Below are 25,287 nucleotides of genomic sequence, written 5' to 3' on the forward strand. Positions count from 1 at the left end.
GCCCTTGACGCAATAAAAGCCGCCGACCGAGAAGAGGTCCTTCGCGCGCCTGAAGCTCTTTTCATCCCAGACTGCGGCGGCCTCCGGAAATTCTTCACGGGCAAGAGGCTCGCCGCGCGTGTAGCGATTGATCGACTGGACGACGATCGGCCCAACAGGGGGCGGGGCATGCGCCGCGGGATCCCAGTCTTTCCCGAATTGTTTCCGGCGGAGACCGAGCTTGAACCCGATCTCGTAATTGCCGAACACATCGCTCATCCAAGCGCCGCCGCTCATGCTTTCCCCCGACATTCCCGCCTTCCCCTCCTGCGGAACGCTTTGCCGCTTGCCAAAGATCACCACCCCATCCCTCTCACCCGAAATACCACCGGCGCCGCACCCACAGCACCGCCGGCACCGATGCCAGCCCGAGGCCGGCGAACAGCACGGTCGCTCCGGCGCGGCCGAATTGGCCGACGCCGACATCCTCGACGATCCACGCGAACAGTCGCACCTTGGTGCTGTCGATCCCCGCCAGCTTCCCAGTCCACGCCATCAGAGCCAGAAAGCCGAAGCACGCCAGTGACAGCACGGCAGCCGCAATATCAGAGCGCATCGAACATCCCCTCAGCATCAGGCAGTTCCGCACGCACCCTAACCATAGATTTGACGGTGGAGAAGAAGCCGGACCCCGGATCAAGTCCGGGGTGACGGGGACGGCAGCTATGGGGTCGGTAGCTGAACGTCACGTTATGGTCGAAACAAGACCGAAGCCGCCATCCCCTTAATCGTCGCCCCGTGCCTGACACGGGGTTAGGCTTTTCTTCCTCGCCCTCCGAAGGAAATGCAGCCTAGCCCCGTGTTAAGCACGGGGCGACGATCGGGAAGTGACCCGCATTGTTTTCCTACTCGCCCGCCAGCCGCTACGATGCGGCAGGCTCTTTCCCATTGTTGTGCCCGCCTGCGAGGCGGTTTGCCACCCGAGGCGCGCTTTTCGCCTGCGCCCCCGTGTCCGTCCGGCTGCGACGACCTTATACAAATCGTTGAAATATTGAAGAAATATCACAAATCCCGAAGCGGACACGGTGTCCGCTTTGTCCGCTTCGGAACCGCTGTCCGCGCTGCGCTCCGGCTTACGCCCCGTGTTCGCGGCCGAAGTCGGGGCGTTCGTCGTCCTGGCCCTGCTCGATTACCGCGCGGCGGATGGCGCGGGTGCGGGTGAAGAGGTCGAACAGCGTGTCGCCGTCGCCCGAGCGGATCGCGCGCTGGAGCGCGGTCAGGTCCTCGGTGAAGCGCCCGAGCATCTCGAGCACCGCCTGCCGGTTGGTGAGGAACACGTCGCGCCACATCACGGGGTCGGAGGCGGCGATGCGGGTGAAGTCGCGAAAACCGCCCGCGGAGTACTTGATGACCTCGCTCTGGGTCACGTCCTCGAGATCGCTGGCGGTGCCGACGATGGTGTAGGCGATGAGGTGCGGGATGTGGCTGGTGACCGCGAGGACGAGATCGTGGTGGGCTGCATCCATCAGCTCGACCTTGGAGCCGAGCGCGGTCCAGAAGTCCGACAGCGCCTCGACCGCGGCGGGGTCGGCGCTCTCGGGCGGGGTGATGATGCACCAGCGCCCGGCGAAGAGGGTGGCGAAGCCCGCATCGGGCCCGGACTGCTCGGTCCCGGCGACGGGGTGCGCGGGGATGACGGTGGCGCCGGGAAGCGCCTCGGCAAGCGCGGTGGCGACGGCCTCCTTCGAGGAGCCGACGTCGCTGACGATGGCGTGGGGCGCGAGGCCGGGGGCGATGGCGCGCGCGGCATCACCCATCGCGCCGACAGGGACGCAGAGGATCACGAGGTCGGCGCCCGCAACAGCCGCCTCGGCGGTGTCGTGGACGGTCTCGACGAGGCCCCGCTCGGCGGCGCGCGCGCGGACGGCGGGGTCGCGGTCCCAGCCGGCGGTGGTCACGGGTAGCCCGCGGGCCTTGGTGGCGAGCCCGATCGAGCCGCCGAGCAGGCCGAGACCGATGATGGCGAGGCGTTGGATCGTCATGCGGCCTCTCCGCACAGCTTGCGGAGCGTGGCGATCACGTCGCTGGTCGCTTGCGCCGTGCCGATGGTGATGCGCAGCGCGTTCGGCAGGCCTTGGCTCGGCAGGTGGCGCACGGCGTATCCGGCCTCGGACAGGGCCTCGAGTGCGGCGGCGGCAGTGACGCTGCCCTCGAAGTGGACGAGGAGGAAGTTGGCTTCGCTCGGGGAAGCGGAGATGCCGTGGTTGCCGAGGGCCGCGATGGCCTCGGCGAGCCGGGCGCGTTCGCGGGCGTTGTGTTCGCGGGAGGCGGCAACGAAGCTCTGGTCGGAGAGCGCGGCGGTGGCGGCCTTCTGCCCGCTCACCGAGACGTTGAACGCGCCCCGCAGGCGGTTGACGAGATCGACGAGGTGGGCCGAGCCGGTGACCCAGCCGACCCGCTCCGAGGCAAGGCCATAGGCCTTGGAGAAAGTGCGGCTGACCAGCACGTTCTCGTGCGCTTTGGCGAGGGCGAAGGCCTGAGCCTGGAAGGCGGGATCGACATATTCGCCATAGGCCTCGTCGATCACCAGCAGCACATCGGCGGGGAGCCCTGCGTGGAGGCGGGCGACCTCGGCGGGGGGCAGGAAGGTGCCGACAGGGTTGTTGGGGTTGTCGAGCAGCACCACCCGGGTGCGCCCGGTGACTGCGGCGAGAAGCTTGTCGACGCTCGCGCCGTAGCCCTCGGGCTCGGCGAAGACGGGGGTCGCGCCGACCTTCTGGGCCAGCAGCGGATAGAGCGAGAAGGAGTAGCGCGACATGAGAACTTCGTCCCCCGGTCCGCACAGCGCCTGCACCGCGCAGTGCAGCAACTCGCCCGAACCGGTGCCGCAGACGATCCGCTCGGGGTCGAGCCCGTGAACCGCGGCGATGGCCTCGCGCAGGGCGCGGGCGTCGGGATCGGGGTAGTCGGCCGCGACGTGACCCTCCGCCAGCGCCGCCAGCGCCGCGGGGCTGGAGCCGAGCGGGTTCTCGTTCGCGGAAAGCTTGGTCAACGGCTTGCCGCTCGCCGACTTCGACTTGCCGGGGACGTAGGCGTGGATCTCGGCGATCCAGGGTTTGGGCTCGGGTCTCGACATGGGAGCGCCGCGATAGCCAGTTTGGCTTGCCGAATCGAGCGCGAAAACACGCAGTCGCCCGCGCCTCCGATTGACACGGGCGGGGGGCTACCCCAAGTCGCACGGCCAATGAACGCCGCGCCGCCTTTGTCTCCGGTCTACAAGGTGCCCCACCCCCTGCCGCTCGACAGCGGACAGGTGCTGGAGGGCTGCGAGATCGCTTACGAGACTTACGGCACCCTCGCCCCCGACGCGTCGAACGCGGTGCTCGTCTGCCATGCGCTGACCGGCGACCAGTATCTCGCCAGCCCCCACCCGATCACCGGCAAGCCGGGGTGGTGGGAGCGGATGGTCGGACCGGGCAAGCCGATCGACACCGACCGGCATTTCGTCATCTGCGCCAACGTCATCGGCAGCTGCATGGGATCGAGCGGCCCCGCGAGCCTCGCGCCCGATGGCCAGCCTTATGCGATGCGCTTCCCCGTCATCACCATCCGCGACATGGTGAGGGGATTGGTGGCGCTGCTCGACGGGCTCGGGGTGGAGAAGCTCCACGCCGTGGTCGGCGGGTCGATGGGCGGGATGCAGGCGCTGAGCCTTGCCGCCAGCTGGCCCGAGCGCGCCGCGCGGGTGCTGGTGATCGCCTCGACCGCGCGCCACTCGGCGCAGAACATCGCCTTCCACGAGGTCGGACGGCAGGCGATCATGGCCGATCCGGCTTGGGCCGAGGGTCATTATTACGCCAGCGACGCCAAGCCCGATAACGGCCTCGCTGTCGCGCGGATGGCGGCGCACATCACCTACCTCTCCGAAGCGGGCCTGACCGAGAAATTCGGCCGCCGCTTGCAGGACCGCGAGGCCAAGGGGTTCAACTTCGACGCCGAGTTCCAGGTGGAAAGCTACCTGAGGTATCAGGGCACCGGCTTCACCCGGCGGTTCGACGCGAACAGCTACCTCTACATCACCCGCGCGATGGACTATTTCGACATCGCCGAGGAGCACGGCGGCAAGCTTGCCAATGCCTTCCGCGGCACCGAGGCGCGGTTCTGCATCGTCAGCTTCGATACCGACTGGCTCTACCCGACCAGCGAAAGCCGCCACGTGGTCCACGCGCTTAACGCGGCCGGCGCGAAGGTGAGCTTCGTCGAGCTCTCCGCGCCGCACGGGCATGACAGCTTCCTGCTCGAACACGACCAGCTCGACCGGGTGGTGAAGGGGTTCGTCGAATGAGCGCGCTTCCCGAGGGCTACGAACTGGTCACCGACCAGAGCGCGATCGATGCTTTGGCCGCGCATGCCTATCTCACCACCAGCTACTGGTCTCCCGGCATCCCGCTCGAGACCGTGCAGCGCGCGGTGGCGGGCAGCCTGTGTGTCGCTGTGCGGCACGAAGGGCAGCAGGTGGCGATGGCGCGGGCGATCACCGACCGCGCGACCTTCGCCTATCTGGCGGACGTCTATGTTCTGGATGCGCACCGCGGGAAAGGGCTGTCGAAGGCGATGGTCGCGTGGTTCCATGCCCATCCCGATCTTCAGGGCCTGCGCCGCTGGATGCTGATGACTCGCGACGCGCATGGCCTTTACGCGCAGTTCGGCTGGACCCCGCTCGCCGATCCGGCGCTGGCGATGGAGCGCCACAACCCGGCGGCCTACGCATGAGCAGCTTGCGCCCCGACCTCGCCGCGATCGCCGCCCATGTCGCGCCCGGCAGCCGGGTGCTCGACATCGGCTGCGGCGATGGCGCGTTGATGGCGGAGCTCGAAAGCGTCAGCGGCTGCGATGCGCGCGGGATGGAGCTCGATGGCGCGCTGGTCGAGCGCTGCGTCGCGCGCGGCCTCAGCGTGGTGCAGGGCGATGCGAACCTCGACCTTGCCAACTACCCCGACAAGGCGTTCGATTACGCCATCCTCAGCCAGACGCTCCAGACCGCGACGCGGCCCGATCTGATGCTCGACGAGCTGCTGCGGGTGGGGCGGCGCGCGTTCGTCTCGTTCCCCAACTTCGCCCACTGGCGCACCCGTGCCGCGCTGATGTTCGGCGGGCGGATGCCGGTGACGCGCGCGCTGCCGGTGAGCTGGTACGAAACCGAGAACATCCACCACGTGACAGTCGAGGATTTCCGCGAGCTTGCGCGGCTCAAGGGCGCCAAGGTGGAGCGTGCGTGGTTCTTCTCGAACGAAAAGCAGATCGGCGCGCCAGCAGCTAACTGGCGCGCCGAGTTTGCGGTGTTTGAATTGAGTCGGTGAGATCAGCCTGCGCGGTGCAGCATGCACAGCTTGTGGCCGTCGAGGTCGCGCACATAGCCGAGGTTGAGCGTGCCCATCGGCCCGACGCGCGGGCCCGGCGGGTCTTCGATCGAGGTGCCGCCCGCGGCCACCGCCGCGTCGTGGAAGGCCTGCACCTGCTCGAGGCTGTCGCAGGCAAAGCCGACGGTCGAGCCGTTCGAGCAGGTCGCTTCCTCGTCGTTGATCGGCTCGCTGATCGAGAACATCCCGCCATTGTGCATCCAGAAGGCGCGCTTGTGGCCGGTGGCGGCGACGTTGATCATTCCGGGGCCAGCGCCAAGCGTGGCGAGCACCTTGTCGTAGAATTCCTTGGCCGCGTCGAAATTGCTCGTGCCGAGCATGATGTGGCTGAACATGTCTTGCCTCTCCTTTGGTAAGGTGGGTTGCGGATTAGGACGGATCGAGTGCGCCTGCAATGTCGATTCCGGTAGCCACGGGTTCATCTTGCGGAGCATAGGAGGAACCATGCTCACGCCCCTCCTCGCCGTCGCGCTTGCAGCCCAGGCCGCCCCCGAAAGCCCGGCTCCGGCCGTCCCCGCGACGAATGAAATCGTCACCATCGATCTCCTCCCGATCGAGCAGGCGGCTGGCGCGCGCTGCGCGATTGCCTTTGCCACGATCAGCCGCTGGCAGAAGACCGGGGATGCGCGTGGGAACGACTATTCCGACATCGAGGCCTCCGGCGGGCGCGAGTTCTTCGTGCGGGTGATGGCCAAGCTGATGGAAGACACCGGGCTCGGCCGGGAGGATATCGTTACGCTCTCGACCCGCGCGCTGGCGGATTACGAGACGCCCGAGGGCGCGGCGCGGATCAAGGCGATGATGCCCGCCTGCGAATTGATGAAAACCGCCGCAGGCTTGTAAATCCGCCGACATATCCCCCGACCCGGCTGCGCCTCGCGCTGGATTTGCCGCGCCAAACAAGGCATGACGCAGCGCACCATGTGGCTGCTCTACCAATTCCCGCTCTGCCCCTTCAGCCGCAAGATCCGGCTGCTTCTGAGCGAGAAGAACATCCCCTTCGATCTGGTGCGCGAGGACCCCTGGGCCGCCTCCGACCACTTCTTCAACCTCAATCCCGCCGGGCGCACACCGGTGATCGTCCATCAGGACAAGAACGTCGTCATTCCCGATAGCCGCGCGATTGCGGAGTATTTCGAGGAGACGGTCGATCGCAACCCGATGATCAACGGCACCGCCACCCAGCGCGCCGAGATCCGCCGGCTGGTCGCGCTGTTCGACGAGAACTTCTACGCCGATGTCACCGCGCCGCTATTGTCCGAGCGGATGAAGAAGCGCATCCTGCGCCAGCCCCCCGATAGCGGCGCGCTGCGCAATGCGATGAAGATGGCGCACGGGCATCTCGATTATCTCGACTGGCTGATCGACAATCGTCCGTGGGTGGCGGGCTCGACCATGAGCCTTGCCGATCTCGCGGCGGCGGCGCAAATCTCGGTCGCGGACTATCTCGGCGGGATCGACTGGACCGGGCACGAGCAGACCCGCGGCTGGTACGCGGTGTTCAAGAGCCGCCCGAGCTTCCGGCCGCTGCTCACGGAGCGCATGGACGTGATCAAGCCGCCCGCGCATTACGCGCTGCTGGATGGCTAGGTAACGAAAGACGGTTTGCTTGCGAAATGCCACTCTCGCGCCGATATTGGCGACAACGAGAGAGGTAACCCCATGACCGACGATCCCCGCAGCCTGACCGACGCCGAATGGCGCGAGAAGCTCACGCCGATGCAGTACCACATCCTGCGCGAGGCCGGCACCGAGCGCGCCTTCACCGGCGAATACGACAAGTTCTACGACGACGGCGAATACCACTGCGCCGCCTGCGGCACGCAACTGTTCTACAGCACGGCCAAGTATAACAGCGGCTGCGGCTGGCCCGCCTTCACCCGTCCCTCGACCGACGAGGTGATCGAGGAGCACCGCGACACCAGCTACGGCATGGTCCGCACCGAGGTCCGCTGCGGCAAGTGCGGCGGGCATCTCGGCCATGTCTTTCCCGACGGTCCGCCCGAGCAGGGAGGCCTGCGCTACTGCATCAATTCGGCCGCGCTGGTCTTCACTCCGCACGCGGATTGAGACAGGACGCCCGCGCTGCGGGGGATGCCTGCGTAAACCCGGGTTCACCCCCGGTTACAACTTGCCTATGCAGGGGGCCGCTTCGCGCTCTTCACGTGGCGCGGCATCAGATGGGCGCAGGTCATGTCGAGAAGGGGTGAGCAGTTGCAGAACAAGGGCGCGCGCGGAAAGCGCCGGGCTTCGGCCGAGCGTGCGAGCACTCCGAGCGCAGGCCCCGGCGGCACCCCGCCCCCGCGCTGGCGGCTGTGGCTGAAGCGCACGCTGGTCTGGGGCGGCGGGCTGGCGGCTCTCGGCCTGCTGTTCCTCGCCTTCGCGGTCGGCTTTGCGGCCTCCTCGATCCCCGACTACGCCACCTTGAAGGCGACCCAGCCCGGCCAGACCATCCTTGTGCGCGCCCGCGACGGGCGCGAGCTGGTCGAGATCGGGCCGAGTTTCGGCGAATGGGTCGCCTATGACGACATCCCCGCCAACATGAAGAACGCGATGGTCGCGGTGGAAGACAAGCGCTTCTATTCGCACCTCGGCGTCGATCCGGTGCGTCTGACCGGCGCGCTGATCGAGGGCATCACCGGATCGCGCGCGCGGTTGGGCGGCACTTCGACCATCACCCAGCAGCTCGCCCGCAACCTGTTCCTCAACAACAACCGCTCGCTTGACCGCAAGGCGCGCGAGGCGGTGGTGGCGATGGCGCTCGAATGGAAGTTCTCGAAGGAGCAGATCCTCGAGCTCTATCTCAACAAGGTCTATTTCGGCGGCGGCGCCTACGGGATCGATTCCGCCAGCCGCAAGTTCTTCAGCCACCCCGCGAACGAGCTCAGCGTCGGCGAGGCCGCGATCATCGCGGGGCTGGTGAAGGCGCCGAGCCAGTATTCCCCCACCGCCGATGTGCAGGCGGCCGTCGACCGTGCCAAGGTCGTGCTGGGGCTGATGCGCGATCAGGGCTACATCACCGCCGATCAGGCGCAGGTCGATGTCAGCGCGGTGCAGCTCAAGCAGGACGCCGGGCAGAACTCGGTCCGCTACTTCACCGACTGGGTGCTGCCGCAACTCGATATCATCCTGCCCGAGACCTACGAGCCGATCGAGGTGTGGACCACGCTCGACATCGGGATGCAGCGCGCCGCGACCGCCTCGATCGAGGCCAATACCCCCAAGGGCGCACAGGGCGCGCTGGTCAGCCTCGACCGTGACGGGGCGATCCTCGCGATGGTGGGCGGCACGGATTACGTCGCCAGCAACTACAACCGCGCCACCTCCGCCCTGCGCCAGCCGGGCTCGGCGTGGAAGTTGTTCGTCTACCTCGCCGCGCTCGAGGCGGGCTACACCCCCGAGGACAAGGTGGTCGACACCCCCGTCACCATCGACGGCTGGAGCCCGCGCAATTCCAACGGCAGGAACGTTGGCGAGACCGATCTGCGCACCGCCTTTGCCTATTCGATCAACACCGTCGCCGCCCAGCTCGGCAACGAGGTCGGTTTCGGTACGGTCGCCTCGATGGCGCGGCGCTTCGGGGTCAATTCGAAGATCGACACCTTCCCCTCGATGGTGCTCGGTTCCTCGGAGATGCGGGTGATCGAGATGACCCAGGCCTTCGCCGGCATTTCAGCGAAGGGCGTGCCGGTGGAGCCCTATGGCATCACCAAGGTGACGGGCGCGAGCGGCGAGGTGCTCTACAAGCGCGAGGCGCAGCGCCAGTCGCCCGCGGTGCCCGATCATGTGGTGAAGGGCATCACCGATCTGCTTCAGGCTGCGGTGCAGACCGGCACGGGCCGCGCGGCCGATATCGGCCGGCCGGTGGCGGGCAAGACCGGCACCACCTCGTCGAACAAGGACGGCTGGTTCATCGGCTTCTCCAGCGGGATCACCACCGGCGTGTGGATGGGCCGCGACGATGCCAAGGCCGTGCCCGGCCTTCAGGGCGGTCGCGCCCCGGCGCAGGCCTTCGCGGCCTATATGCGCTATGCGGTCAAGGATCGCCCCGTGGAGCAGTTCGACGTCACGCTGGAGCTGCCCGAGTGGCAGCTGGAGCCCGACGAGGAGGCGCTGTTCGGCTCTCCGGACGATTATTACTACATCGACGAGCAGGGCAATGTGGTCGACCCGACCAAGCGCGATCCCTCGCAGAGCCCGATCGATCCCAACGCGCCCCTGGCGGCGAGCGAGGACTTCCTCGAGGAAGCCACCGGCGGCACGCTGCCGCAGAACCAGCGTCCCCCGCGTGAGCCGCGCCGGCCCGCGCAGCAGCCGGCGACCAAGCCGGAGCAATAGCGGCCCAGCGAAGGGGCAAGCAAAAAGGCGCCGGGATCGCTCCCGGCGCCTTTTTTGATGTCACCCGCCTCTCGGGCGGACCGCTTACTTGGCGGTGTTGAGGCGGATCGCAACGAAGGCCGGCGGGGTGGTGCGGCGCTGGATGCGCAGCAGGATCGCCTCGCGCTTCTCGGCGATGGCCGCATTGACCTGCGCCAGCAGCGCATCGACCGTCGCGGTCGGCTGGTAGTTGGCCGAGAGGATGATGTCCCCGCGGCGCAGACCCTTGCGGGCGGCATCGCCGTTGGGGTCGACCGCCGCGATCACCACGCCCTGAGTATCGGCAGGCACGCCGAGCGAGCGGGCCACGGCCGCGCTCATCGGCATGACCTGCATGCCGAGCTTCTGCTCGATCGTCTGGTCCGAGGTACCGGGTGCCATCGGCTCTTCGGCATCGGGATCGAAGTTCTGCGCCTGCGCGGCCAGTTCCTGCTCGCTCGGGCGCTTGCCGAGGGTCACGTTGACGGTCGAGCGCTTGCCGTCACGCAGGATCTCCACGGGGATGGTGGCGCCCGGCTGGAGGTTGGCGACGAGGAAGGAGACGGTCTGCTCGGCGGTCACGTCCTTGCCGTTGACCTTGGTGACGATGTCGCCCGACTTGAGCCCGGCCTTGCCGGCGGGGCTGGTGTCCTCGACCATCTGCACGAGCTCGCCGCGGCGCTTGGGCACGCCCAGCGAGGCCGCCAGATCCTCGTCCACCGGCTGGAGCCGCACGCCGAGGTAGCCGCGCTGGATTTCCTGGCCCGAGCGCAGCTTCTCGACGATCGGGGCGGCGATTTCGGCGGGGATGGCAAAGCCGATCCCGACGCTGCCGCCCGAGGGCGAGAAGATCGCGTTGTTGATGCCGATCACGTTGCCGCGCATGTCGAACAGCGGACCGCCCGAGTTGCCGCGGTTGATGCTCGCGTCAGTCTGGAGATAGCGGTCATAGGCACCGCCCTGACCGGTGTTGCGGTACACCGCCGAGATGATCCCCGCCGTCACCGTGCCGCCGAGGCCGAAGGGGTTGCCGATCGCGACCACCCAGTCGCCCACGCGGGTCGCGGCCGAATCGCCGAACTTCACGAAGGGGAAGGTCTTGTTGGCGCGGATCTTGAGCACCGCGAGGTCGGACGCGGCATCAGCGCCGATCACGTCGGCTTCGTATTCGGTGCCGTCGGCAAGGGTGATCGTGATCGATTCGAGCTTGGCGCGGGTATCGGGGGGGCTGATCACGTGATTGTTCGTCACCACGATCCCGTCCGCCGAGATGATGAAGCCCGAACCCAGCGACTGGGCTTCCTGCGTCTGCGGCTGGGCCTGCCCGCCGCCACCGCCGCGGCGGTTGAACAGCTCGGCAAAGGGCGTGCCCGCGAAGGGGTTGTTCTGCACCTCGACCCGCTGGCGGGTGGCGATATTGACCACCGCAGGCTGAAGCTGCGCGGTGAGGTCGGCGAAGCTCGCCGGCGCACCTGCCACCGGGACCACGCGGTTCATCACCGCATCGTCGTTCTGCGCGACCTGCGCGCCGAGCGGCGAGCCGGTGATCAGCGAGATCGCAGCGCCGCCCACCAGCAGCGCGCTCGACAGTCCGTATACGTAGCGCACGTTGTTCACGTCCTCTTGGTCCTTATCCTGTACGGAATGCGCAGGGGTCCTGACGCGTTCCTCAATCGCTTGGCGGAGCCTGTCGCAGGGGCAGGTCGCCGCGCCTCAAATGCCGCTTCCGGGGCTGAACGCCGATTGAACGTCCGGCGCCGTGCCTGCCGCCCATCGCCGCGCATCGACGCTTGGTCGAATGCTCAATTCTGCCCCTTGAACTGCCGGAAATACTCGCTGTCGTCCGACAGAACCATGGTGCTCTGCCCCTCGCCGGCGAGGAACGTCTGCCTGTAGCTCTGCATCGCACGGTAGAAGTCGTAGAACTTCGGGTCTTTTCCATAAGCCTCGGCATAGATCTTCGCGGCCTGGGCGCTGGCTTCGGCCTGGATGATCTGCGCATCGCGCTGCCCGGCGGCGCGGATCGTGGCGGCCTGCGCCTGACGATCGGTCTCCATCCGGGTGAACGCCGCATCGAGCGGGCTGCCTTCGGGAAGGTCGGCCGCCTTGATCCGCACATCGAGCACCTGCGCGCCGTAATTGCGCGCCTGCTTGTCGAGCGTGGCGGTGATGTTGGCCATCGCGGTCCCGCGCTCGGCATTGATCAGCGCCGCGAACGGCCGCCGCCCCAGCTCCTGCCGCAGCACCGAGGTGAGGATCGGCAGCAGCTGCGCTTCCAATTGCTTCTCGTTGCCCGCCTTCTCGACCAGCTTGACCGGATCGATGATGCGGTAGCGCGCATAGGCATCGACCTGGAGCCGCTGCTGGTCGTTGGAGAGCACCTGCGTGCGCTCCATGTCGAGATCGAGCACGCGGCGGTCGATCAGGCGCACTTCCTCGATGAAGGGCCAGCGCGGCGCAATCCCCGCGCCGGTCGAGCCGTAGGGCACGTCCGGGCGGAACTGGTTGATGGTGCGCACGGGCTCACCGGTGCGGATCACCACCGCCTGATGCGTCTCGGGAACGATAACAAGGCTCGCGGCCGCGGCGACCACGGCCAGCACGGCCGCGATCACGAGGTTGCGGGGGTTCTGGAGAATAGCGTTCATGGCCTTACTGCCCCTGCTGCGGCTGGGCCTGCGCACGGCGCTTCAGCTCGGGAAGCGGCAGGTACGGCGTGACATTGCCGGATTCGACGATGGTCTTGTCGGTCTTGGCCAGAATCTGCTCCATGGTCTCGTAATAGAGCCGCCGCCGCGTCACTTCGGGGGCGAGCTTGTATTCTTCGTAGATGTCGTTGAACTCGCTCGCATCGCCCTGCGCACGGGCCAGCTGCTGCTCGGCGAACTTGCGGGCGCGGTTGATCGCGGCGTCGGCGTCCTGCTGGGCGCTGGAGACGTCCTTGAAGGCGTCCTCCACCCGCGCGGGCGGATCGACCTTGTTGATTTCGATCCCCTGCACGCTGATCCCGGCGCGATAGGCATCGAGCCGCGCCTGGAGGGCTGTGCGCACCTCCTGTTCGATCTCGGCCCGGCCCGCGCCGGTCAGCACCGCATCAAGATCCTGCCGCGCCACGGCCGCGCGCATCGCCGCCTCGCCGATTTCGAGCAGGGCGTTGCGCGGATCGCTGAGCTGGTACTTGTAGAGCGTGAGGTCCGAGATGTTCCAGCGGATCTGGTAGGACAGATCGACGAGGTTCTGGTCGGCGGTGAGGATGAGATTCTCGCCCGTGGTGCCCGGCACCTGTTCGGCGCGGACCGCGGTCACGTTGTCCTTCTCCACCATCTGGATCGGCCAGGGGGCGGTGAACTTCATGCCGGAATCGAGCGTGCCCGAATATTTGCCGCCAAACCACGTCACCACGGCCTCTTCGCCCGGCTGGACGAAGTGGAAGCTGGTCACCCCCACCCACACCAGCGCGACGCCGCCGATGATGACGGGAACCCAGCTCTTGCCGTTGGGTCGTTCGGGCAGGCGGAAGCCCGAGCCGCCGCCACCACCGCCGCCGCCCGAGCGGCGCGGGCCTTCGGGGCCGCGGCTCTTGAAGATGTCCTCGATGCTGGCCGAGCGGCGCTTGCCGGGCTCGCCCCCGCCGGGGAGCCAGGGATTGCGCGGACCGCCGGCCTCGCCGCCGCTGCTGCTGCCGCCATCGCCTGCGGAAGAACCATCCTCGCCCGGCTCGTCGCCGCCGCCATTGCTGCCGCCGCCCCAGGGGTTGTTCTTGCCTGCCATGGCAAGGCCCTTCAGGCCCGCGCCAAGACGTTCTCTCCAGCCGTCCATTCTCTGCATAGGCTGTTTATAGGCACGGGTTCCGGCGAAAAACAGGGGTTCGCTGCGTGAATTTGGTGTTAGAGGCGACGCGTCATGAACAACTCAGACGTTCCACCCCGCCAGCCCGAGGCCGAAGAGGCGCTGATCCGGGCTGCGCTCACCCCTGAAATCAACCACCGCCTGCGCTCGGCGCGGATCGTGAACGGCCGCGCGGTGATCGTCGCCGAGGCGGGCGACCTGCCTGATGCGGGCCGCAGCGCCCTCGAAGCCGAGATCACCGCCGCGCTCTCGGCCCTGCCCGAAATCGGCGAGGTGCGCATCGCTCTCACCGGCGAACGCCGCCGCCGCCGCCTGATCGCGGTGGGGAGCGGCAAGGGCGGGGTCGGCAAGTCGACGCTGACCACCAACCTCGCGGTGGCACTGGCGAAGATGGGCCGCCGCGTCGGCGTGATCGATGGCGACATCTACGGCCCCTCGCAGCCCAAGCTCCTGAAGACCGAGGGGCAGAAGCCCGCCGCCACCCCCGATGGTTCGCAGCTGGTGGCGATCGACAGCCCCTACGGCGTCAAGGTGCTCTCGATGGGGCACATCGTCGCCCCCGGCAAGGCGCTGGCGTGGCGCGGGCCGATGACGGGCAAGGCCCTCACCCAGCTTGTCGACGCCGACTGGGGCGAGACCGATCTGCTGCTGGTCGATCTGCCGCCGGGCACCGGCGACGTGCAGCTTTCGATGCTCTCGGCGCACAAGCCCGATGGCGCGGTGCTGGTCTCGACCCCGCAGGATCTCGCGCTGATCGACGCCGCGCGCGCCGGACAGCTGTTCGAGCAGGGCGAGGTGCCGATCATCGGTTTGGTCGAGAACATGGCGGGCTATGCCTGCCCGCATTGCGGCGAGGTCAGCGATCCCTTCGGCAGCGGCGGTGTGGAGCGGTTTGCCGCCGCGCTCGAAATCCCCTTCCTCGGCCGCGTGCCGCTGACCCTTGCGACCCGCATGGCGGGCGACAACGGCGAGCCTCCGGCGGCGGGCGAGGACGAGACGGCCGAGCCCTTCCGCGCCATCGCCGAAAAGCTCGCCCGCTGGCTCGATACGGGGAAGCTTTAGGGCCATGCAGCTGACGCGGAGGGGGATGCTGGCAGGCGCGGCGGCGGGCGGGGGGCTCGTGGTCGCCTGGTGGCTGATGCCGCGCACCTACCGCTCCCCTCTGGTGGCCGCGCGCGGCGAGCACGTGTTCGGCGCGTGGCTCAAGATCGCGAGCGACGGCGTGGTGACGGTCGCCGTCCCGCAGCTGGAAATGGGGCAGGGGATCACCACCATCCTGCCGCAGATCGTCGCATATGAACTGGGTGCGGACTGGCGGCAGGTGGCGGTCGAACCCGCCCCGCTCTCGGGCGCCTATGCCAATATTCCGCTCGCCAAGCAGTGGGCGGCGCTGTGGGATTCGACCTTTACGGGCATCTCGCCTGCGACCGATGATCTGGTCGCCAAGCGCTTTGCCCAGTCGCTGCGCTTCAACGCTACCGCCGCGGGCACCTCGCTCGCCGCCTACGAGATGCCCTGCCGCGAGGCTGCCGCCGCCGCGCGGGCGATGCTGGCGCAGGAGGCCGCCTCGCGCTGGGGCGTCGCGTGGGAGGAGTGCGAGGTCGAGAACGGCATCGTCACCCACGCCGCCAATCGCGCGACCTTCGGCGAACTGGCCGAGGCGGCGGCCGAATACACCCCGCCCGATCCGCCCCCGCTGCGGCCCGAGCCCCCGCGCGAAAAGCCGCTGCCTGCCGATGTCGACGCCGCGCCCGCCTACCCGCGGATCGACCTGCCCTCCAAGGTCGACGGCTCCTACCGCTTTGCCGGCGACGTGCGCCTGCCGGGGATGGTGTTCGCCTCGATCCGCCACGGCCCGGTCGAGGGCGCGCAGCTCGCCGGATACGATACCAAGGCCGCCGCCGGCATCCGGGGCCTCGCCGGGATCGTCGAGAGCAAGCGCTGGCTGGCGGTTGCGGCCGACACCTGGTGGAGCGCCGAGACCGCGCTCTCCAAAATGAAGCCGCGCTTCACCACCGCCGCCCCGGTCAACAGCGCCGATATCGCCGCGCGGCTCGAAGCGGTGCTGACCGCAGGGGAAGCCCACGTGATTGCCGAAAGCGGCGGCGGCGGGGACGCGCTCCGGCGGGTCGACATCGGCCGCCGCTACGAGGTCGAGGCAACTTATGCCGCGCCCAACGAGACCGCCACCGCCACCGCGCGCTTTGCCGACGGGCGGCTCGACCTGTGGATCGCGACGCAAGCGCCCGAGCACACCCGGATCGCCGCCGCCCGCGCGATCGGCATCTCGCCCGAGGACGTCGCGCTCTACGCCATGCCCGCAGGGGGCAGTTTCGACGCGCGGCTCGAACATGACCATGCGATCGAGATCGCCCTGATCGCGCGCGAACTCGACCGCCCCGTGCAGCTCACCTGGTCGCGCCGGGACGAGCTGCTGCGGGCCCGCCCGCGGGCGCCGGCCTGGATGCTGCTGGGCGCACAGCTTGCCAAGCCCGCGCCGGGGGGAACTGCCGGGGCGATTGAGGCGCTGCGCATCCGCATCGCCACGCCGCCCGCCGCGCGCGAATTCGGCAAGCGGCTGTTCGCCAACCTCACCCCCGCCGCCGCGATCCGCGAGACGGCGGGCGAGCCCGATCCGCTCGCCTGCGAGGGGGCAGTGCCGCCCTACCAGCTGCCCGCGCTGATGGTCGAGCACGTGCCGGTCGAGATCGGCCTGCCGGTCGGCCGGGTGCGCGGCAATGCCTATGGCCCGACGATCTTCGCGATCGAGAGCTTCATCGACGAGATCGCCGCCAAGGCGAAGCGCGAGCCGTTCTCGTTCCGCATGTCGATGCTGGGCGGAGATGTGCGCCTTGCCGCCTGCCTCCAGCGCGCCGCGCAGCTCGCCGGATGGGACGGCGGCGTCGACCAGAGCGGGCAGGGCCTCGCCTGCGCGCGGCTCGGCGACGGGCCGGACGCGCCGCGCATCGCCTGCGTCGCCACCGCACGGCAGGGCGAGGGCGGGGTGCGCGTGGTGCGCCTTTCGGTCGCCGCCGATATCGGCCGCATCGTCAATCACGACATCGCCCGCCAGCAGATCGAGGGCGGACTGGTGTTCGGCATCGGCATCGCACTCGGCAACACCGTCCAGCTGCGCAACGGCATCCCCGAACTGCCTGACGACACCGCTTTCGGCCTACCCGCCGTGGGCGATTGCCCCGAGATGCGGATCGAATTCATCGCCAGCGAGGCGCCCCCCGCCGACCCGGGCGAGCTGGGTGCGGTGATCGCCCCGCCCGCTATCGCCAACGCACTCTATTCGGCCACGGGCTTGCGCCTGCGCCGCCTCCCCCTACTTTCGGACGGCATATGACCCCGACATATTTGCCACAGCGCGCGCAAGGATTTTCCTTGTCGCGGAAACGAAACGCCTGCCGACCGTTGGGCGGCATATGACCTGGCAGACCCAGCGCCTTCCGGGCGACCATCCTCCTGCGAAGAGCGGCCGCATCGGCGTGCTGCTGATCAACCTCGGCACGCCCGATGGCCCCGATCCGGAATCGGTGAAGCGCTACCTCAAGCAGTTCCTCTCGGACACGCGCGTCGTGGAGATTCCGCCGATCGCGTGGCAGCTGATCCTGCGCGGCATCATCCTCAACACCCGCCCGCAGAAGAGCGCCAAGGCCTACCAGAAGATCTGGACCGAGCGCGGCTCGCCACTGGCCGACATCACCGCGCGCCAGGCCGAGGCGATGGTCGGCAAATTCGGCGAGGCTGTGCAGGTCGACTGGGCGATGCGTTACGGCAATCCCTCGATCGAGAGCCGCCTCTCGGCGATGATGGCGGACGGCTGCGACCGCATTCTGATCGCGCCGATGTATCCGCAATATTGCGCCGCCACGACCGCGACCGTGTTCGACGAGATCGCGCGGGTGATGAAGACGATGCGCTGGCAGCCCGCGCTGCGCTTCATCCCGCCCTATCATGACGATCCCAACTATCTCGGCGCGCTGGCGGAGGATCTGACCCGGCAGGTGCGCGCACTGACCTTCAAGCCCGAGGTCATGCTGCTCAGCTTCCACGGGATGCCGCAGCAGACGCTCGAGAAGGGCGATCCCTATTACTGCCACTGCTCCAAGACCGCGCGCCTGCTGCGCGAGGAGCTGGCGACGCGCCCGGAATTCGAGGGCGTGCGGTTCGAGACGACTTTCCAGTCGCGCTTCGGCCCTGCCGCCTGGCTCGAACCCTCGACCGATGCGACGCTGATCGCGGAAGGCGGCAAGGGCACCAAGCGCCTCGTGGTCGCCGCCCCGGGCTTTGCCGCCGACTGCGTCGAGACGCTCGAGGAACTGGCGATCGAGGGGCGCGAGGAATTCCTCGAAGCGGGCGGCGAGGATTACGCCGTGCTCGATTGCCTCAACACCTCGGACCACGGCCTTGCCATGATCGAGACGATGCTGCGCCGCGAGCTTTCCGGCTGGATTTGATGCCTCGGCAACTTGCGTGAAACTTTCACTGGGGTAAGTTGCGAATTCGAACCCGATAAACGGAGCATCTGGAAAGACATGGCCACCCTTGCCGAAGCCCCGCGTCCCGCCGACACCGCCCCTGCCGACGCGCCCCGCCACTGGGGCGAGATGCGGCTGACCGAGGCCGACCTTGCCCATATCCCGGGCGAGGCGGGCTGGCCGGTGGTGGGCAACACCTTCACCATGCTCGCCGACCCCCACGCCTTTGCCGAACGGATGATCAAGACCCACGGCAAGGTCTACAAGAACCGCGCTTTCGGCGGCTGGCAGGTCGCGCTGATCGGGGCGGAGGCGAACGAGTTGCTTTTGTTCAACAAGGACAAGATCTTCTCCTCGGAACAGGGCTGGGGCCCGGTGCTCGACCAGCTCTTCCCGCGGGGCCTGATGCTGATCGATTTCGAGCATCACCGCATCGACCGCCGCGCGCTCTCGATCGCCTTCAAGCCCGAGCCGATGCGGCACTATTCGGGCGCGCTCAATCGCGGGATCGCGCGCGAAGTGGCGGGTTGGGCCGGGCCGATGACCTTCTACCCGGCGATCAAGAAGCTCACCCTCGATCTGGCCGCCGACAGCTTCATCGGCCTGCCCTGGGGGCCGGAAGCTGACAAGATCAACGAGGCCTTCGTCGACATGGTGCAGGCCTCGGTCGCGCCGGTGCGCAAGCCGCTGCCCTTCACCAAGATGAAGAAGGGCGTCGATGGGCGCGCTTATCTGGTCGACTACTTCACCAAGGAAACCCTGCGCCGGCGCAAGGAAGGCGGCGGGCAGGACATGTTCAGCCAGTTCGCCACCGCCACGCGCGAGGATGGCTCGCTGCTGCCGGTCGACGAGGTGGTCGATCACATGAACTTCCTGATGATGGCGGCGCATGACACCATCACCTCCTCGGCGACCTCGCTGATCTATCACCTCGCCACCAACCCGGAATGGCAGGAGAAGATTCGCGAGGAAATCTGGGCGGTTACCGGCGGCCCGGACGGGGAAGGCAACCCGCGCCCGCTCGACTATGACGACCTCGCCAAGCTCGACCTGACTGAGATGGCTTTCAAGGAATCGCTGCGGCTGGTGCCGCCCGTTCCCTCGATGCCGCGCCGTGCGCTGCGCGAGTTCGAGTATGGCGGTTACCACATTCCGGCGGGCGCGATGGTGGGCATCAACATCCACTGGACGCACCATTCCGAGGAATACTGGGACAATCCCGAGGCGTTCGATCCGATGCGCTTCACGCCCGACAAGGTGAAGGCGCGGCACAAGTATGCCTGGGTGCCCTTCGGCGGCGGGGCGCACATGTGCCTCGGGCTCCACTTTGCCTATATGCAGGTCAAGATCCTGCTCGCCCAGCTGCTCCAGCGCTACCGGATCGAGGCGGCCGAGGGCTACAAGCCGCAGTGGCAGGACTGGCCGATCCCGCAGCCCAAGGACGGGCTCAAGGTGACCTTCACGCCGCTTTGATTGTCCGCAGCGCATCCGCGCTGCGAAATCCTCGCTCTCACGCCCTGCGGGCGGGTGTCCCGCCTTCGACGGTTCAGCTTCGCTTCCGCTGCGGGCGGCCGTTCGGCCTTGCGGCGGCCGCGCCGCCGACAGGCTCTGATGTTTCACGTGGAACAGTCCCGAACACGGGGCAAAGAGAGCCTGGTGCGGGTCTAAGTGGGGTCTAGAGGTGGTCTGGGCGGGTCTGGAACGCGCCGATCCTCCTCAGAAATCGACCGCGATACCGTCCTTCTCCCAGTCGCCGTAGCGGGTGGGGGAGAGCGTCTCGTCATTCTCGACCGGCTTGGGCGCGGGCACCGGATCGTTGGTCCAGTGGGCGGGCTTCTTGAACGCCTTGGCGGCTTCCGACTTTTGCTTGGTCATGCCTGTCCAAATGCCCATGCTGGCGCTTGGTTTCAATAGCGGCTAGGGGCCGCCGCGATGGCTCAACCCCCCGGACTTCCCGTGCGCCGCGCCGCGCTCCGCCTGCTCGATGCCGTGCTGCGGCGGGGCGAGACCCTGGAGCAGGCCGAGGGCACCGCGCTCGGCGATATCCGCAAGGCGCCCGACCGCGCGCTGGCCCGCGCGATTGCGGGGGAGACGCTGCGCTGGCTGACCGATCTCGATGCGCTGATCGATTCCGCCACGAAGCAGCGCCTGCCCGATGATGCCAAGGCGCGGATGGTGCTGCGGCTGATGCTCGCCCAGACCCTGCGGCTGGAGACCCCGCCGCACGCGGTGATCGCGACCGGCCTCGCGCTGCTCGAGGGCGGGCCGCGTCGGCTGGCGCACGGGGTGTTCTCGGCGCTGGTGAAGCGCGCTGATCCTCCCCTCCCGCCTGCGGGAGGGGCTGGGGGTGGGGGTGGGCACGCGTCACAGGCCCACCCCAACCCCTCCCGCGAGCGGGAGGGGCTTTTGCCGCCTGCCCCCACCCTGCCCGAGCGTGTGGTCGCCCGCTGGGGTGCTCAGAAGGCCGCTGCCATCGCCCCCGGCCTCGCCTTTCCGCCCGAGCTCGACCTCGCGCTGCGCGATCCGTCCGAAACCGCGACCCGCGCCGTGCAGATGGGCGGGGTCAGCCTCGCCCCCGGCCACATTCGCCTGCCGCGCGGCGCGGCGGTGGAGAGCCTTGCCGACTTCAAGGACGGCGCATGGTGGGTGCAGGACCTCGCCGCCTCGCTGCCTGCGCGGTTGCTCGGGGCGGGAGAGGGGCGCTCGGCGCTCGACCTCTGCGCTGCGCCCGGCGGCAAGACCATGCAACTGGCCGCCGCCGGGTGGAAGGTGACCGCGCTCGACATGTCAAAGCGCCGCCTCGACCTCCTCAAGGACAACCTCAAGCGCACCGGATTGAAGGCGAGCCCCGTGCGCGCCGATGCGCTGACGTGGGGGCCGAAGCACCGTTTCGACGCGATCCTGATCGACGCGCCCTGCACCGCAACCGGCACCTGCCGCCGTCACCCCGACGTGCTCCACCGCATCGGCAAGGGGCAGGTGGCGGAGATGGTGGAACTCCAACGCGCCCTCGCGGCGAAGGCGGCCGAATGGCTGAACCCCGGAGGCCGGCTGGTCTATGCCGTGTGCTCGCTGGAGGTGGAAGAGGGCGAGGAACAGGCGGCGTGGATCGACGCCGAACTGGGCCTGACGCCCGCCCCGATCACGGCGGAGGAACTGCCTGCGGGGCTGGCCCCCACCCCCGAGGGCTGGCTGCGCACCCATCCCGGGATGCTGGCTGACGAGGGCGGGCTCGACGGGTTCTTTGTGGCGCGATGGGTGCGCAAATAGGCCAACCTCGTCACCCCGGACTTGATCCGGGGCTCGGCTTCCTTCCTGAGCCGGGAAAAGAAAAGCCTAGCCCCGTGTCAAGCACGGGGTGACGATGATTTGGAGGGCTACCCCCTATTTCACATACTTTTGGAAGCTCTTCCTCAGCTTCATCAGCTTGGGCGGGATCACCGCGAGGCAATAGGGGTTCCGCTGGCCTTCGCCGTCCCAGTATTCCTGGTGGTAGTCCTCGGCCGGATACCACGTCGCCGTCTGCTCGCCGCCCGAGAGGCCCTCGATCGTGGTCACGGCCTGCTTGCCGTTCTCGGCATTCCAGCGCGCGATCGCGGCTTCGGCTTCGGCGCCTTGCGCGTCGGAGAGCGGGAAGATCGCCGAGCGGTACTGGGTGCCGATGTCGTTGCCCTGCCGGTTGAGCTGCGTCGGATCATGCGTGCCGAGGAACACGTCGTAGATTTCGGGCAGGCTGATCACCGCCGGATCGAAGGTCACACGAATGCCTTCCGCATGGCCGGTGTTACCGGTGCAGACTTCCTTGTAGGTCGGGTTCGCCTTGGTGCCGCCGATATAGCCGCTCTCGACGCTTTTCACCCCGATGACGTCGCGGAACACCGCCTCGGTGCACCAGAAGCACCCGCCTGCAATGATCGCCGTGTCTTGATCGCTCATCGAATTCTCCGTTGGTTTCTGGCACAGATAGGCTAGCAAACCGGGATTGCCACTGTGGCAAGCATGCTTCTTTCGCAAATCCCCCGGGAGAGAGTTACACCATGAACAAGCTGATCCTCGCCGTCGCCTCCGCGAGCGGCCTTGCCCTAGCCGCGCCCGTGCTCGCGCAGCACGCCGGTCACGCCGGACACGCCGCCACCGCACCGGGCGACATCGACGAGGCGCACATCAAGGACACCGCGCACTTCCTCAAGATGCACGGCGAGGCGCTGTCAGGCGCGATAAACCACCCGACCCGCGCCGAGGACAAGGCCCGCGACCAGTTCCGCCACCCCGCCGAAACCCTCGCCTTCTTCCATGTCGGCCCCGAAATGAAGGTCGGCGAATATTCGCCCGGCGGCGGCTGGTACACCCGCCTGCTCGGCCACTATCTGGGCGGCGAGGGGCAGCTGGTGGGCATCTACATCAACCCCGTTCTCGCGACCTCCGATCCCGCGCGCCAGCAGCGCATCCGCGATCAGGCGGCGGGCTTCGGCAAGGAAGTGGCAGGCTACACCGGGCTGCCGGCCGAGCACTTCAGCGGCATCACGCTCGACAATATCGAGGGCCAGAAGGGCACCTTCGACCGCATTCTCCTGATGCGCGCACTGCACAACCCGCTGCGCATGGGCATCCTCGACACCGAACTGCGCGCCATGCGCGAACTGCTCAAGGATGACGGCCTCATCGGTGTCGAACAGCACCGTGCCAAGCCCGACGCGCCCTGGGCCTATGCCAATGGCTCGATGGGCTATCTGCGGCAGGAAGACGTGATCGACATCATGCGCATCAACGGCTTCGAACTGGTCGCCGCGAGCGAGATCAACGCCAACCCCAAGGACACCGCCGATCACAAGGGCGGCGTGTGGGAAATGCCCCCGACGCTCCAGACCAAGCGCGAGGACCTCAAGGGTCTGGGCGAGAGCGACCGCATGACCCTGCTGTTCAAGAAGGCGAAGTAAGCACGTCCCGCCGCGGGGCGGGGTGCCGGCGTGAAGGCGCTTCACCCCGCGGCGAGTTTGTGGCAAAAATAAGGCATCGCCGGACCACAGCGGGTCCGGCGCCTCGGGAGAGATGCCTTATGCCGCGCACCCATGCCCTGATCCTCGCCGCCCTCGCCTCCACCGCGCTCGCCGCTTGCGGCAGCGGCCCGCCCGACCCGCGCGGGGTCGACCACAAGGAAACCCTGCTCTCCGTCAGCGCCAGCGGCGAGGCCGATGCCCGCCCCGATCAGGCCTTCTTCCAGGTTGGCGTCGAGAATTTCGGCCCCACCGGTGAAGCGGCGAGCACCGCCAACCGCGCGGATATCGCCGCTCTGCTGGCCGCGCTCAAGCAGGCCGGAGTGCCGGAGAAGGACATCCAGACCCGCGCGGTCAACATCCAGCGCGTCGAATGGGGCGACCGCGAGGGGCAGTATCAGGCGAGCAATATCGTCGCGGTGACCGTGCGCGACATTGCCAAGGCTGACGCGGCAGTGGCCGCAGCGACGGGCGCGGGCGCGAATGTGATGAGCGGGCCGGACCTGCGCATGTCCGATCCCGAGGCCGCCGCCAACTCCGCCTATGCCGCCGCCTATCGCAATGCCCGCAAGCGTGCCGAGACCTATGCCGATGCAGCCGGCATGGAGATTTCGCGCGTCCTCACCATCCGCGATGGCGGCGGGATGCAGGGCGACCGCTATCTCGCCGAAGCGATCGCGCCGATGGCGATGGAACGCGAGGCCGCCGACGTGGGTGCCGACGCCGCTTCGATCATCCAGCCCGGCCAGACGACCAGCACGGTCAGCGTGCAAGTGGACTTTGCCCTGCGGCCCAAGTAATCGGCCCGCATGACCGCCATCACCGTCGCCGCCCTTCAGCTCCCGCTCGGTTCCGAAGACGAAGCCGCCAACATCGCTGCCGTATCGGCGCTGGTGGAGGAGGCCGCCGCGAGCGGCGCGCAGCTGATCCTGCCGCCCGAGCTGTTCTCCGGCCCCTATTTCTGCCGCGAGGAAGACGAGGCGCTGTTCGCCCTCGCGCGCCCGACTGCCGAGCACCCGAGTGTCGTCGCCATGCAGGCGCTCGCCGCGAAGCTGAAGGTGACGATCCCCACCAGCTTCTTCGAGCGTGACGGGCACCACTACTACAACACCCTCGCCATGATCGGCCCGGACGGGCAGATCATGGGCACCTATCGCAAGAGCCACATTCCCGACGGCCCGGGTTACGAGGAGAAGTACTACTTCCGCCCCGGGAACGACGGCTTCAAGGTGTGGGACGTGCCGGGCGAAGGCGGCGCAATCGTGAAGGTCGGCGTCGGCATCTGCTGGGACCAGTGGTATCCCGAATGCGCGCGCGTCATGGCGCTGCTCGGCGCGGAGCTGCTGCTCTATCCCACCGCGATCGGCTCGGAGCCCTATGACGCGGACCTCGACACCAGCCGGATGTGGCGCCGCGCGATGATCGGGCATTCGGTGTCGAACTGCATGCCGGTGGTCGCCGCCAACCGCATCGGCCACGAAGGGCCCGAGGACCGCGCGCAGAGCTTCTACGGCCACTCCTTCATCACCGACGAATGGGGTGACGACCTCGCCCTGTTCGGCAAGGAGGAGACCGGTGTGCTGGTGGCGCGGCTCGACCTCGCCCGTGCGGCCAAGCACCGCGCCGGCATGGGCTTCTTCCGCGACCGCCGCCCGCAGCTCTACGGGCGCATTTCGCAGGACATCTGAGCCTGTCCAGCACCTACCTCGTCGCGCTGGGGAGCAACCGGCGGCACCACCGCTATGGCGCGCCCGCAGGCGTGGTGCGCGCGGCGATGGAGGAATGCGCCGCCTTCGGGACCGTCACCGCGCGTTCCCCGGTGATTGCCACCCCCGCAATGGGCGCGGCGCAGCGCCGCTTTGCCAATGCCGCGCTGGTGCTGGCAAGCGAGCTCGATCCCCCCGCGCTGCTCGCCGCCCTCAAGCGCACCGAGCGCGAATTCGGCCGCCGCCCGGGCCAGCGCTGGGGCGACCGGGTGCTGGATCTCGACATCGTGCTGTGGAGCGGCGGCGCGTGGCGCTCGGACGGCCTCACCATCCCCCACGCAGCCTTCGCGGCACGGCGCTTCGTGCTCGATCCCGCCTGCGCCATCGCCCCCGACTGGCGCACGCCCCCGCACGGCCTGAGCCTCGCCCAGCATCAAGCCCGCTTGACCCGCCCGCGCCCCCTGCCTAGGTGAGCGCGCCTGCCGCCTCCACGCGG

General features: G+C 68.2%; 26 protein-coding genes. 16 read left to right on the forward strand and 10 right to left on the reverse strand.

What is annotated here, in order from left to right:
* The 4 genes from BZF57_RS12970 to hisC all read right to left on the reverse strand — a co-directional run.
* Positions 1-339 (reverse strand): hypothetical protein (locus BZF57_RS12970; RefSeq protein ID WP_206073261.1); only part of this gene is annotated, 339 nt, incomplete at its 3' end.
* 13 nt (positions 340-352) lie between these two features.
* Positions 353-595 carry a hypothetical protein gene (locus BZF57_RS12975; RefSeq protein ID WP_086738628.1) on the reverse strand — a complete coding sequence of 81 codons (243 nt, stop codon included), beginning with the start codon at positions 593-595 and terminating at the stop codon, positions 353-355.
* 517 nt (positions 596-1,112) lie between these two features.
* The gene (locus BZF57_RS12980) at positions 1,113-2,021 is read right to left on the reverse strand and encodes a prephenate/arogenate dehydrogenase family protein (protein ID WP_086738630.1); all 909 of its coding nucleotides are present in this window, start codon (positions 2,019-2,021) and stop codon (positions 1,113-1,115) included.
* Positions 2,018-3,115, reverse strand: coding sequence for a histidinol-phosphate transaminase (gene hisC / locus BZF57_RS12985; protein WP_086738632.1), 1,098 nt, complete (start codon positions 3,113-3,115; stop codon positions 2,018-2,020). The genes BZF57_RS12980 and hisC overlap by 4 nt, the downstream gene beginning before the upstream one ends.
* 108 nt (positions 3,116-3,223) lie before the next feature.
* Here hisC and metX point away from each other — a divergent pair, with 108 nt between their 5' ends.
* The 3 genes from metX to metW are packed head-to-tail and all read left to right on the forward strand — an operon-like array spanning position 3,224 to position 5,339.
* A complete protein-coding gene (gene metX, locus BZF57_RS12990; RefSeq protein ID WP_086738634.1) occupies positions 3,224-4,324 on the forward strand; it encodes a homoserine O-acetyltransferase MetX in 1,101 nt (366 codons plus the stop codon).
* Positions 4,321-4,752, forward strand: a complete 432-nt coding sequence (locus tag BZF57_RS12995) for a GNAT family N-acetyltransferase (protein ID WP_086738636.1) — start codon at positions 4,321-4,323, stop codon at positions 4,750-4,752. The genes metX and BZF57_RS12995 overlap by 4 nt, the downstream gene beginning before the upstream one ends.
* Complete coding sequence (gene metW, locus BZF57_RS13000) at positions 4,749-5,339, forward strand: methionine biosynthesis protein MetW (protein WP_086738639.1); 591 nt, start codon at positions 4,749-4,751, stop codon at positions 5,337-5,339. The genes BZF57_RS12995 and metW overlap by 4 nt, the downstream gene beginning before the upstream one ends.
* A gap of 2 nt (positions 5,340-5,341) precedes the next feature.
* On the opposite strand, the gene BZF57_RS13005 is transcribed toward metW, so the two are convergent.
* The gene (locus BZF57_RS13005; RefSeq protein ID WP_086738641.1) at positions 5,342-5,734 is read right to left on the reverse strand and encodes a VOC family protein; all 393 of its coding nucleotides are present in this window, start codon (positions 5,732-5,734) and stop codon (positions 5,342-5,344) included.
* 109 nt (positions 5,735-5,843) lie between these two features.
* On the opposite strand from BZF57_RS13005, the gene BZF57_RS13010 reads away from it, so the two are divergent.
* The 4 genes from BZF57_RS13010 to BZF57_RS13025 all read left to right on the forward strand — a co-directional run bounded on the left by BZF57_RS13010 (position 5,844) and on the right by BZF57_RS13025 (position 9,737).
* On the forward strand, positions 5,844-6,242 hold the full coding sequence (locus BZF57_RS13010; RefSeq protein ID WP_086738643.1) for a hypothetical protein: 399 nt from the start codon (positions 5,844-5,846) through the stop codon (positions 6,240-6,242).
* A 78-nt stretch (positions 6,243-6,320) separates the two neighbouring features.
* Positions 6,321-6,989 (forward strand): glutathione S-transferase family protein, encoded by a 669-nt coding sequence (locus BZF57_RS13015; RefSeq protein WP_086738958.1) that lies wholly within the window; start codon positions 6,321-6,323, stop codon positions 6,987-6,989.
* Positions 6,990-7,061: 72 nt separating this feature from the next.
* Positions 7,062-7,469, forward strand: coding sequence for a peptide-methionine (R)-S-oxide reductase MsrB (gene msrB / locus BZF57_RS13020; protein WP_086738645.1), 408 nt, complete (start codon positions 7,062-7,064; stop codon positions 7,467-7,469).
* A gap of 123 nt (positions 7,470-7,592) precedes the next feature.
* Positions 7,593-9,737 (forward strand): transglycosylase domain-containing protein, encoded by a 2,145-nt coding sequence (locus BZF57_RS13025; RefSeq protein WP_240505977.1) that lies wholly within the window; start codon positions 7,593-7,595, stop codon positions 9,735-9,737.
* An 84-nt stretch (positions 9,738-9,821) separates the two neighbouring features.
* On the opposite strand, the gene BZF57_RS13030 is transcribed toward BZF57_RS13025, so the two are convergent.
* The 3 genes from BZF57_RS13030 to hflK all read right to left on the reverse strand — a co-directional run bounded on the left by BZF57_RS13030 (position 9,822) and on the right by hflK (position 13,583).
* Entirely contained in the window at positions 9,822-11,372 is a 1,551-nt protein-coding gene (locus BZF57_RS13030) for a Do family serine endopeptidase (protein WP_086738647.1), read from the reverse strand.
* 185 nt (positions 11,373-11,557) lie between these two features.
* Positions 11,558-12,403, reverse strand: a complete 846-nt coding sequence (hflC, locus tag BZF57_RS13035) for a protease modulator HflC (protein WP_086738649.1) — start codon at positions 12,401-12,403, stop codon at positions 11,558-11,560.
* A gap of 4 nt (positions 12,404-12,407) precedes the next feature.
* Entirely contained in the window at positions 12,408-13,583 is a 1,176-nt protein-coding gene (gene hflK, locus BZF57_RS13040; protein ID WP_420810208.1) for a protease modulator HflK, read from the reverse strand.
* Positions 13,584-13,658: 75 nt separating this feature from the next.
* On the opposite strand from hflK, the gene BZF57_RS13045 reads away from it, so the two are divergent.
* From BZF57_RS13045 to BZF57_RS13060, 4 genes are all read left to right on the forward strand, one after another.
* Complete coding sequence (locus BZF57_RS13045; RefSeq protein ID WP_206073262.1) at positions 13,659-14,666, forward strand: Mrp/NBP35 family ATP-binding protein; 1,008 nt, start codon at positions 13,659-13,661, stop codon at positions 14,664-14,666.
* A gap of 4 nt (positions 14,667-14,670) precedes the next feature.
* Positions 14,671-16,956 (forward strand): xanthine dehydrogenase family protein molybdopterin-binding subunit, encoded by a 2,286-nt coding sequence (locus BZF57_RS13050; protein ID WP_086738652.1) that lies wholly within the window; start codon positions 14,671-14,673, stop codon positions 16,954-16,956.
* 79 nt (positions 16,957-17,035) lie between these two features.
* Positions 17,036-18,070 carry a ferrochelatase gene (gene hemH / locus BZF57_RS13055; RefSeq protein ID WP_086738654.1) on the forward strand — a complete coding sequence of 345 codons (1,035 nt, stop codon included), beginning with the start codon at positions 17,036-17,038 and terminating at the stop codon, positions 18,068-18,070.
* Positions 18,071-18,148: 78 nt separating this feature from the next.
* The gene (locus BZF57_RS13060) at positions 18,149-19,564 is read left to right on the forward strand and encodes a cytochrome P450 (RefSeq protein WP_086738656.1); all 1,416 of its coding nucleotides are present in this window, start codon (positions 18,149-18,151) and stop codon (positions 19,562-19,564) included.
* A 243-nt stretch (positions 19,565-19,807) separates the two neighbouring features.
* Here the strand turns inward: BZF57_RS13060 and BZF57_RS13065 are convergent, their stop codons facing one another.
* Positions 19,808-19,966, reverse strand: a complete 159-nt coding sequence (locus tag BZF57_RS13065; protein ID WP_086738659.1) for a DUF1674 domain-containing protein — start codon at positions 19,964-19,966, stop codon at positions 19,808-19,810.
* Positions 19,967-20,023: 57 nt separating this feature from the next.
* Here BZF57_RS13065 and BZF57_RS13070 point away from each other — a divergent pair, with 57 nt between their 5' ends.
* Entirely contained in the window at positions 20,024-21,361 is a 1,338-nt protein-coding gene (locus tag BZF57_RS13070) for an RsmB/NOP family class I SAM-dependent RNA methyltransferase (protein WP_086738661.1), read from the forward strand.
* Positions 21,362-21,475: 114 nt separating this feature from the next.
* Here BZF57_RS13070 and msrA read toward each other — a convergent pair whose 3' ends face one another.
* On the reverse strand, positions 21,476-22,027 hold the full coding sequence (gene msrA / locus BZF57_RS13075; protein WP_086738664.1) for a peptide-methionine (S)-S-oxide reductase MsrA: 552 nt from the start codon (positions 22,025-22,027) through the stop codon (positions 21,476-21,478).
* A gap of 101 nt (positions 22,028-22,128) precedes the next feature.
* Here msrA and BZF57_RS13080 point away from each other — a divergent pair, with 101 nt between their 5' ends.
* The 4 genes from BZF57_RS13080 to folK all read left to right on the forward strand — a co-directional run bounded on the left by BZF57_RS13080 (position 22,129) and on the right by folK (position 25,264).
* Complete coding sequence (locus tag BZF57_RS13080; RefSeq protein WP_086738667.1) at positions 22,129-23,028, forward strand: class I SAM-dependent methyltransferase; 900 nt, start codon at positions 22,129-22,131, stop codon at positions 23,026-23,028.
* A gap of 119 nt (positions 23,029-23,147) precedes the next feature.
* Positions 23,148-23,885 (forward strand): SIMPL domain-containing protein, encoded by a 738-nt coding sequence (locus BZF57_RS13085; protein ID WP_086738670.1) that lies wholly within the window; start codon positions 23,148-23,150, stop codon positions 23,883-23,885.
* A gap of 9 nt (positions 23,886-23,894) precedes the next feature.
* The gene (gene aguB, locus BZF57_RS13090; protein WP_086738672.1) at positions 23,895-24,773 is read left to right on the forward strand and encodes an N-carbamoylputrescine amidase; all 879 of its coding nucleotides are present in this window, start codon (positions 23,895-23,897) and stop codon (positions 24,771-24,773) included.
* A gap of 26 nt (positions 24,774-24,799) precedes the next feature.
* Positions 24,800-25,264, forward strand: a complete 465-nt coding sequence (gene folK, locus BZF57_RS13095) for a 2-amino-4-hydroxy-6-hydroxymethyldihydropteridine diphosphokinase (RefSeq protein ID WP_276206632.1) — start codon at positions 24,800-24,802, stop codon at positions 25,262-25,264.
* Positions 25,265-25,287: the final 23 nt, after the last annotated feature.

Origin of the sequence: Erythrobacter colymbi, from assembly GCF_002155685.1 — a bacterium.
Lineage (GTDB): Bacteria > Pseudomonadota > Alphaproteobacteria > Sphingomonadales > Sphingomonadaceae > Erythrobacter > Erythrobacter colymbi.

Bases quoted from the DNA above. Each gene is read 5' to 3' on its own strand.
- BZF57_RS12975 (WP_086738628.1), bottom strand. From the start codon at position 595: ATGCGCTCTGATATTGCGGCTGCCGTGCTGTCACTGGCGTGCTTCGGC.
- BZF57_RS12980 (WP_086738630.1), bottom strand. From the start codon at position 2,021: ATGACGATCCAACGCCTCGCCATCATCGGTCTCGGCCTGCTCGGCGGC.
- hisC (WP_086738632.1), bottom strand. From the start codon at position 3,115: ATGTCGAGACCCGAGCCCAAACCCTGGATCGCCGAGATCCACGCCTAC.
- metX (WP_086738634.1), top strand. From the start codon at position 3,224: ATGAACGCCGCGCCGCCTTTGTCTCCGGTCTACAAGGTGCCCCACCCC.
- BZF57_RS12995 (WP_086738636.1), top strand. From the start codon at position 4,321: ATGAGCGCGCTTCCCGAGGGCTACGAACTGGTCACCGACCAGAGCGCG.
- metW (WP_086738639.1), top strand. From the start codon at position 4,749: ATGAGCAGCTTGCGCCCCGACCTCGCCGCGATCGCCGCCCATGTCGCG.
- BZF57_RS13005 (WP_086738641.1), bottom strand. From the start codon at position 5,734: ATGTTCAGCCACATCATGCTCGGCACGAGCAATTTCGACGCGGCCAAG.
- BZF57_RS13010 (WP_086738643.1), top strand. From the start codon at position 5,844: ATGCTCACGCCCCTCCTCGCCGTCGCGCTTGCAGCCCAGGCCGCCCCC.
- BZF57_RS13015 (WP_086738958.1), top strand. From the start codon at position 6,321: ATGTGGCTGCTCTACCAATTCCCGCTCTGCCCCTTCAGCCGCAAGATC.
- msrB (WP_086738645.1), top strand. From the start codon at position 7,062: ATGACCGACGATCCCCGCAGCCTGACCGACGCCGAATGGCGCGAGAAG.
- BZF57_RS13025 (WP_240505977.1), top strand. From the start codon at position 7,593: ATGTCGAGAAGGGGTGAGCAGTTGCAGAACAAGGGCGCGCGCGGAAAG.
- hflC (WP_086738649.1), bottom strand. From the start codon at position 12,403: ATGAACGCTATTCTCCAGAACCCCCGCAACCTCGTGATCGCGGCCGTG.
- hflK (WP_420810208.1), bottom strand. From the start codon at position 13,583: ATGCAGAGAATGGACGGCTGGAGAGAACGTCTTGGCGCGGGCCTGAAG.
- BZF57_RS13045 (WP_206073262.1), top strand. From the start codon at position 13,659: ATGAACAACTCAGACGTTCCACCCCGCCAGCCCGAGGCCGAAGAGGCG.
- BZF57_RS13050 (WP_086738652.1), top strand. From the start codon at position 14,671: ATGCAGCTGACGCGGAGGGGGATGCTGGCAGGCGCGGCGGCGGGCGGG.
- hemH (WP_086738654.1), top strand. From the start codon at position 17,036: ATGACCTGGCAGACCCAGCGCCTTCCGGGCGACCATCCTCCTGCGAAG.
- BZF57_RS13060 (WP_086738656.1), top strand. From the start codon at position 18,149: ATGGCCACCCTTGCCGAAGCCCCGCGTCCCGCCGACACCGCCCCTGCC.
- BZF57_RS13065 (WP_086738659.1), bottom strand. From the start codon at position 19,966: ATGACCAAGCAAAAGTCGGAAGCCGCCAAGGCGTTCAAGAAGCCCGCC.
- BZF57_RS13070 (WP_086738661.1), top strand. From the start codon at position 20,024: ATGGCTCAACCCCCCGGACTTCCCGTGCGCCGCGCCGCGCTCCGCCTG.
- msrA (WP_086738664.1), bottom strand. From the start codon at position 22,027: ATGAGCGATCAAGACACGGCGATCATTGCAGGCGGGTGCTTCTGGTGC.
- BZF57_RS13080 (WP_086738667.1), top strand. From the start codon at position 22,129: ATGAACAAGCTGATCCTCGCCGTCGCCTCCGCGAGCGGCCTTGCCCTA.
- BZF57_RS13085 (WP_086738670.1), top strand. From the start codon at position 23,148: ATGCCGCGCACCCATGCCCTGATCCTCGCCGCCCTCGCCTCCACCGCG.
- aguB (WP_086738672.1), top strand. From the start codon at position 23,895: ATGACCGCCATCACCGTCGCCGCCCTTCAGCTCCCGCTCGGTTCCGAA.